7 protein-coding genes are annotated in these 7514 nt (G+C 71.4%); 1 reads left to right on the forward strand and 6 read right to left on the reverse strand.

The window, feature by feature from the left end:
• Window positions 1-605: 605 nt before the first annotated feature.
• The 6 genes from ACGFR9_RS04110 to ACGFR9_RS04135 all read right to left on the reverse strand — a co-directional run bounded on the left by ACGFR9_RS04110 (window position 606) and on the right by ACGFR9_RS04135 (window position 6346).
• On the reverse strand, window positions 606-1496 hold the full coding sequence (locus ACGFR9_RS04110; RefSeq protein ID WP_393202707.1) for an ABC transporter permease: 891 nt from the start codon (window positions 1494-1496) through the stop codon (window positions 606-608).
• Complete coding sequence (locus ACGFR9_RS04115; protein ID WP_393202778.1) at window positions 1483-2214, reverse strand: ABC transporter ATP-binding protein; 732 nt, start codon at window positions 2212-2214, stop codon at window positions 1483-1485. Before ACGFR9_RS04115 ends, ACGFR9_RS04110 begins: the two co-directional genes overlap by 14 nt.
• Before the next feature lie 127 nt (window positions 2215-2341).
• Window positions 2342-3433 carry an ABC transporter substrate-binding protein gene (locus ACGFR9_RS04120; protein ID WP_393202709.1) on the reverse strand — a complete coding sequence of 364 codons (1092 nt, stop codon included), beginning with the start codon at window positions 3431-3433 and terminating at the stop codon, window positions 2342-2344.
• On the reverse strand, window positions 3430-4755 hold the full coding sequence (locus ACGFR9_RS04125; protein ID WP_393202711.1) for a sulfate adenylyltransferase subunit 1: 1326 nt from the start codon (window positions 4753-4755) through the stop codon (window positions 3430-3432). The genes ACGFR9_RS04120 and ACGFR9_RS04125 overlap by 4 nt, the downstream gene beginning before the upstream one ends.
• Window positions 4755-5666, reverse strand: coding sequence for a sulfate adenylyltransferase subunit CysD (gene cysD / locus ACGFR9_RS04130; protein WP_393202713.1), 912 nt, complete (start codon window positions 5664-5666; stop codon window positions 4755-4757). Before cysD ends, ACGFR9_RS04125 begins: the two co-directional genes overlap by 1 nt.
• The gene (locus tag ACGFR9_RS04135) at window positions 5663-6346 is read right to left on the reverse strand and encodes a phosphoadenylyl-sulfate reductase (protein ID WP_393202715.1); all 684 of its coding nucleotides are present in this window, start codon (window positions 6344-6346) and stop codon (window positions 5663-5665) included. Before ACGFR9_RS04135 ends, cysD begins: the two co-directional genes overlap by 4 nt.
• A 263-nt stretch (window positions 6347-6609) precedes the next feature.
• On the opposite strand from ACGFR9_RS04135, the gene ACGFR9_RS04140 reads away from it, so the two are divergent.
• A partial coding sequence (locus tag ACGFR9_RS04140) for a 2-oxoacid:acceptor oxidoreductase family protein (protein ID WP_393202717.1) occupies window positions 6610-7514 on the forward strand: 905 nt, incomplete at its 3' end.

Below are 7514 nucleotides of genomic sequence, written 5' to 3' on the forward strand. Positions count from 1 at the left end.
CCCAAAGGCGCCCCCACCTCACCTCAGGTGAAGCCGGGGGCGCCTCCGCACATCCCCGCCCCTCCGCACTCCGCGGGCAATCGTGCCGCAGGGCGGCAGCGACGGCACCCCGCCGACGCCGGGCCACGCGAACACCCCCGCCCCTCCCCCAGCCGCGGGCAATCGTGCCGCAGGGCGGCACGGGCGGACGCGACGGCACCCCGCCGACGCCGGGCCGCGCGAACACCCCCGCCCCTCCCCCAGCCGCGGGCAATCGTCCCGCAGGGCGGCACGGGTGGGCGCGACGGCACCCCGCAAGCGCCGGGCCGCGCAACACCCCTCCGCCCGGCCACGATTCCGGGCCACCGCGCAACCCCGCCGCACGGGCGGACACGACGGCACCCCGCCGACGCCGGGCCGCGCAACCCACCCCCGCCCAGCCCCCACCGCGGGCAAGCAGCCGGCCCGCTCCCCCGAAACGCACGTACGGCCCCCGCCACCCACCCCCAAGGGCAGAATGGCGAAGGCCGCACCCGCTGACCGAGGCCGGCCGCAGGCCACGGTGCAAGGCATCCGCACCGCGCTCCCGCGCCGCAACAACTACGACCCCACGGCCGCCCCCGGGCTCAACGCAACCCGCGGCTGCGCAGCACCCTGCGCTCCAACGGGCTGAAAACCAACAGATCGATCAGCACCCCGACAGCCAGAATCAGCAGGATCCCGAAGAACACCCCCGGCAGATCGATCGCCTCCCGGGAGTTCGCCAGATACCGCCCCAGCCCGACCCCGAGATCCGGCGACGACGCGATCAGCTCCGTCGCCATCAGCGACCGCCACGAGAACGCCCACCCCTGCTTCAGCCCCGCCGTGTACCCCGGCAGCGCCGCCGGCAGCACGATGTACCGCGCCCCGCGCAGCCCCGTCGCCCCGATCGTCCGCCCGGCCCGCAGATACAGCGGCGGCACCTGGTCGATGCCCGACACCAGCCCCACCGCGATCGACGGCACCGCCCCGAGCAGGATCACCGTGTACATCGCCGCGTCGGTCAGCCCGAACCACATGATCGCCGCCGGCACCCACGCCACGGACGGCAGGGACTGCAGCCCGGACAGCACCGGTCCCAGCGCCGCCCGCACGAACGGCACCCGCGCCACGACCAGCCCCAGCGGCGTCCCGATGGCGAGCGCGGCCAGGAATCCGAGCAGCCCCCGTTCCAGGCTGGTCCACACGATCTCGAAGAGGGTCCCCTGCCGCCACAGCGTGAGGAAGCTGTCCCCGACGGCCCGCGGCCCCGGCAGCCGCTCCTCGGACACCAGTCCCCCGGCGTGCACCAGTTGCCATGCCACCAGGACGAAGGCGGCCCCCAGCAACGGCGGCGCCACCTTCTGCCGCAGCACCTGCCCCACCGGCGTCCGGGACACGGGCACCGAGTCCAGCGAGTCCAGGCCCGCTTCCAGTCCCGCGAGTTCCTCGTCGGCGCCGCCCGGTTTCGCCGTACGGATGTCAGTGCCGCCCATGGCGCCGGATCTCCTTCCGCAGCTGGTCGGTGATCTCGGCGGACAGTTCGGCCACCGTGGGGTCCTCGATTCGGCGCGGCTGCGGCATGCCGATGGTCCACTCGCGGGCGATCCGGCCGGGCCGGCACGACAGCAGGACGACGCGCTGCGCCAGTCGTACCGCCTCGCGCACATTGTGGGTGACGAACAGGACGGAGACGCCCGTCTCCTGCCAGATCCGGGTGAGTTCCTCGTGCAGGACGTCACGGGTGATGGCGTCGAGCGCGGCGAACGGCTCGTCCATCAGCAGTACTTCGGAATCCTGCGCGAGGGCGCGGGCGAGGGCGACACGCTGCCGCATACCGCCGGAGAGTTCGTGGACCCGCTTGCCGTACGCGTCCTGCAGCCGTACCAGGCCGAGCAGTTCCTCGGCCCGGGTCCGGCGTTCGGGCCGGGACACGCCCCGCAGCCTGAGCACCAGTTCGATGTTCTTGCCGGCCGTGAGCCACGGGAACAGGGCGTGTTCCTGGAACATCAGGGCGGGCCGCCCGCCGGTGACCTCGATCCGGCCGGAGGTGGGTTCGTCGAGCCCGGCCACCAGGTTGAGCAGGGTGGACTTGCCGCAGCCGGACGCCCCGAGCAGGCAGATGAACTCGCCCGGCGCGACGTCGATGCTGATGTCCTGAAGGACGGTCTGGGCGCCCTCGGGCCGGACGAAGGACTTGTGGGCGCCGACCACACGGACGGCCGGGGTGCGGGGTGCGAGGCCGGCCGCGCCGGACGCGGCGTCCTTCACCGTGATCGTTGTCGGATGCACTGGGGTCAACTCCTGGGTGCGGGTACGGCGGTCGGCGCGCTGCCGGGCCTCATGACACTCCGAGCCCGGCGTCGTCGGCGGGCGGCCGGCCCTCGTCCGCGCGGATCGCGTCGAGCGTGCCGAGGTCGTAGATGCCGTGCAGGTCGGGCCGTTCCATCAGCCCGGCGCGGACGGCGTGTTCGGCCTGGGTGCCGAGGGAGCCGGCCAGGGGGTCGTCGGTGAACGTGAGGGACGGCCAGGCGCCGTCGATGATCTCGTCCGGCAGTGCCTTCCCGGTCAGTGCCTTCAGTGCCTCGTTGGCGGATTCCTTCGCCCGGCCGGGTTCCGCGTTGATCCACGCGTTGGTGCGCACCGATCCGCGCACGACCGCCTCGACAACGTCGGGGTGCTCCGTCAGGAAACGCTGCGACACCACGAGGTTGGTGATCACGAACTTCCGGTCCGGCCACAGGCTCGACTCGTCGAGCAGTACCTTCGCGCCTTCGGCGACCAGCAGGGAGGCTGTCGGCTCGGGAACCCAGGCCCCGTCGATGGAGCCGGACTTGTAGGCGGAGGGCGCCAGTTTGTTGTCGGTGCGCACCACGGACACGTCGCCGCGTCCGGAGGCCGGGTCCACCTTCCAGCCCTGCCGGGCGATCCAGTCGAGCAGGGCCACATCCTGCGTGTTGCCGAGCTGTGGGCTGGCGATGCGCTTGCCCTTGACGTCGGCGGTCGTCCTGATCCTCTTCGGGTCGACGACGAACCTGACCCCGCCGGAGGTGGCCCCGGCGACGATGCGCAGGCTCTTCCCGTGCGACCGGGTGTAGCTGTTGATCGCCGGGGACGGGCCGATCCAGGCGAGGTCGACGGAGCCGGAGGTCAGTGCCTCGATCGCGGCGGGGCCCGCGTTGAACGTGGTCGCGGACAGTCTCGTACCGCCGAGTTCCCGCTGGAGGATGCCCTCGTGCACGCCGACCAGGGCGGTGGCGTGCGTGAGGTTGGGGAAGTGGCCGACCCGCACCTCGTCCACGGACAGCTTCGGGCCCGAGGGCTCGACATCGGCGCCGGTGTCGACGCGCTCGGACCCGTAGCCGCAGCCGGCGACGACGGCCAGGGCGAGCAGTGCCGCCACGACCGTACGCAGGCGTCCCGCACCGCTCATGCGCCGGGCCCTCCGGGGGCGCGTGCGGCGAAGGACTCGCCGGCCATGCCCGCGGTCAGGGTCGCCCCGTCGGCCGGGTCGATCAGCAGGAACGAGCCGGTACGGCGGGAGACGACGTACGGGTCCAGGGCGATCGGCTCGGCGGTGCGGACCCGGATCCGGCCGATGTCGTTGGCGACCAGACGCCCGGGGTCGGGGTACCGGCTGAGCGGGTCGAGCGTGACCCGGCTCTCTATCTCCCGCACCACCGCCTGCACGGTCCGGGTGGTGTGCTTGAGCAGCACCTTGCGGCCCGGGACGAGCGGCTGGTCGACCAGATGGCAGACCGTGGCCTCGAACTCCCGCGTCACCGTGGGCGCGGACCCGGCGGGCGCGATCAAGTCACCGCGGGACACGTCGAGATCGTCGGCGAGCAGCACGGTCACCGACTGCGGTGCGCGGGCCGACTCGACCCGCTCGCCGAGGAGATCGATGCCGCTGACGACCGACCGGCGGCCCGACGGCAGGACGACGACGTCCTGTCCGACGTGCAGACTGCCGGAAGCCATCAGCCCGGCGTAACCCCGGTAGTCGGGGTGGTCGGCGGTCTGCGGCCGGATGACGTACTGCACGGGGAAACGGCCGGGGGCGTGCGCCGGTTCGGCCGTGACCCGTACGGTCTCGAGGTGTTCCAGCATGGTGGGGCCGCCGTACCAGTCCATGTGCGCGGACGGCGCGACCACGTTGTCACCGTTGAGGGCGGAGATGGGGACCGCGGTGACCGTCTGGACGCCGAGCTCCTTCGCGTAGCCGGTGAACTCGGCGGCGATGTCGGCGAAGACGGACTCGGCGTGGCCGACGAGGTCCATCTTGTTCACCGCGAGGACCACGTGCGGAACCCGCAGCAGGGCGGCGACGGCCGCGTGCCGCCGGGTCTGTTCGACGACGCCGTGCCGGGCGTCGACCAGGACGATCACCAGTTCCGCCGTGGACGCCCCGGTGACCATGTTCCGGGTGTACTGCACATGCCCGGGGGTGTCGGCCAGGATGAAGCTGCGCCGGGCGGTGGCGAAGTAGCGGTAGGCAACGTCGATGGTGATGCCCTGCTCGCGTTCGGCGCGCAGTCCGTCGGTGAGCAGCGCCAGGTCGGGCGCCTCCTGACCGCGTGAGCGGGAGGCACGTTCGACGGCCTCCAGCTGGTCGGACAGCAGCGACTTGGAGTCGTGCAGCATCCTGCCCACCAGGGTGGACTTGCCGTCGTCGACGGAGCCGGCGGTGGCGAACCGCAGCAGGGTGGCGTCGGGTGCGGCGGTGGCGTGGTGGTGCTCGGTGCCCAGTGTCATCAGAAGTATCCCTCGCGCTTACGGTCCTCCATCGCGGCCTCCGACATACGGTCGTCCGCGCGGGTCGCGCCGCGCTCGGTGAGCCGTGACGCCGCGATCTCCGTGATCACCGCGTACGGGTCGGCGGCGTCGGACTCGACCGCGCCGGTGCAGGACATGTCGCCGACGGTGCGGTAGCGCACGGTCCGCGTCTCCACCGGCTCGCCGTCCTTGGGGCCGCCCCAGTCGCCCGCGGTCAGCCACATGCCGCCGCGCAGGAAGACCTCACGTTCATGGGCGTAGTAGATGGAGGGGACCTCGATCTTCATACGGGCGATGTACTGCCACACGTCCAGCTCGGTCCAGTTGGACAGCGGGAACACGCGCACGTGTTCGCCGGGGGCGTGCCGGCCGTTGTAGAGCTGCCAGAGTTCCGGCCGCTGCCGGCGCGGGTCCCAGCCGCCGAACTCGTCCCGGAGGCTGAACACCCGTTCCTTGGCGCGGGCCTTCTCCTCGTCCCGGCGCCCGCCGCCGAACACCGCGTCGAAACGCTGGGTGTGGATCGCCTCGACGAGCGGCGCCGTCTGCAGGGGGTTGCGGGTGCCGTCGGGGCGTTCCCTGAGGAGTCCGCGGTCGATGTGGTCCTGCACGGAGGCCACGTGCAGCCGCAGACCGTGCTCGGCGACGGTGCGGTCGCGGTAGTCGAGCACTTCGGGGAAGTTGTGCCCGGTGTCGACGTGCAGCAGTGAGAACGGCAGCGGCGCCGGCGCGAACGCCTTCAGCGCCAGGTGCAGCATGAGGATGGAGTCCTTGCCGCCGGAGAACAGGATGACGGGGCGTTCGAACTCCCCCGCCACCTCACGGAAGATGTGCACCGCCTCGGATTCGAGTGCGTCCAGATGCCGTACGGGGATGTCTGTCTCGGTCGTCATGTGTGGAGTCCGCATTCCGTCTTGGCGCTCCCGGTCCAGCGGCCGGCCCGGGCGTCCTCGCCCGGGAGCAGCCGCCGGGTACAGGGTGCACAGCCCACTGAGCCGTAGCCGTCCGAGAGCAATGGGTTGACCAGCACTCCGTGTTCGGCGATGTACGTGTCCACGTCCTCGCGGGTCCATCGGGCGATGGGCGACACCTTCACCTTCCGCCGCCTGGCGTCCCAGTCGACCACCGGTGTCCCGGCGCGTTCCGGCGAGTCGAACCGGCGCAGCCCGGTGACCCAGGCGTCGTAGCGTGCCAGCCCTTCCTCCAGCGGCTGGACCTTGCGCAGGCCGCAGCACCGGTCGGGGTCGCGGCGGTGCAGTTCGGGGCCGTACTCGGCGTCCTGCTCGGCGACCGTCTGCCGGGGCAGCAGGGTGACCAGGTTGACGTCGAGGACGGCGTCGACCGCGTCACGGGTGCCGATGGTCTCGGGGAAGTGGTAGCCGGTGTCGAGGAAGACGACATCCACTCCCGGCGCGACCCGCGCGGCGAGGTGCGCCACCACGGCGTCCTCCATCGAGGATGTGACGCACAGGCGTGAGCCGAAGGTGTCCACGGCCCAGCGCAGGATCTCCAGCGCCGGTGCCTCTTCCAGCTCCGTCCCGGCCCGGATCGCCAGTTGCTGGAGTTCGTGCATCTAAGAGCCCTCTCGATACGTCCCCGGGCGAGGAGCCGAGGAAAGACAGGTGGAGAGCGCGCGTCCAGGCCTCACCGGGCTGTTGAACGGCAGGCGCAGGCTAACCGGGCGGACGGACACGTCGCTGACACCGCACTGACCCCGCCCCTCGAGCCCCGGTGGGCCGGTCCCGTGCCCAGCCCGTCGTCAGCGTTCCGTCAGCGGGTGCTGCCAGCATCCGGGCTTCGAAGGTGCCCGCGAGCGAGTAGAGAAGAGGCTCCGACATGGTGTCCACGGGAGCATCGGCGAGCCGGGCACCCGGCACGGCGGAGGTCCGCCGGCTGGACCGGGTGATCATCAGGTTCGCGGGGGACTCGGGTGACGGTATGCAGCTCACCGGTGACCGTTTCACCTCGGAGACCGCGTCCTTCGGCAACGATCTGTCGACGCTGCCGAACTTCCCGGCCGAGATCCGCGCACCCGCGGGCACCCTGCCCGGTGTCTCGTCCTTCCAGCTCCATTTCGCCGACCACGACATCCTCACCCCCGGCGACGCCCCCAACGTCCTCGTCGCGATGAACCCCGCCGCACTCAAGGCGAACATCGCCGACCTGCCCCGCGGGGCCGAGATCATCGTCAACACCGACGAGTTCACCAAACGCGCCATGCAGAAAGTGGGCTACGACAACAGTCCCCTGGAAGACGGCTCACTCGACGGCTACCACCTCCACCCCGTACCGCTGACCACCCTCACCGTGGAAGCGCTCAAGGAATTCGACCTCACCCGCAAGGAGGCCGAGCGCAGCAAGAACATGTTCGCGCTCGGACTGCTGTCGTGGATGTACCACCGGCCGACGGACGGTACGGAGCGGTGGCTGAAGTCGAAGTTCGCCAAGAAGCCGGACATCGCGGCGGCGAACATCGCCGCGTTCCGCGCCGGCTTCAACTTCGGTGAGACGACGGAGGACTTCGCGGTCTCCTACGAGGTCGCCCCGGCGGCGTTCCCGGCGGGGACGTACCGGAACATCTCCGGGAACCTGGCCCTGTCGTACGGACTGATCGCGGCGGCACAGCAGGCCGACCTGCCGCTGTATCTGGGCTCCTATCCGATCACGCCGGCGTCGGACATCCTGCACGAGCTGAGCCGGCACAAGAACTTCGGTGTGCGGACCTTCCAGGCCGAGGACGA

Source organism: Streptomyces sp. NPDC048584, from assembly GCF_043199595.1.
Classification (GTDB): domain Bacteria; phylum Actinomycetota; class Actinomycetes; order Streptomycetales; family Streptomycetaceae; genus Streptomyces; species Streptomyces edwardsiae.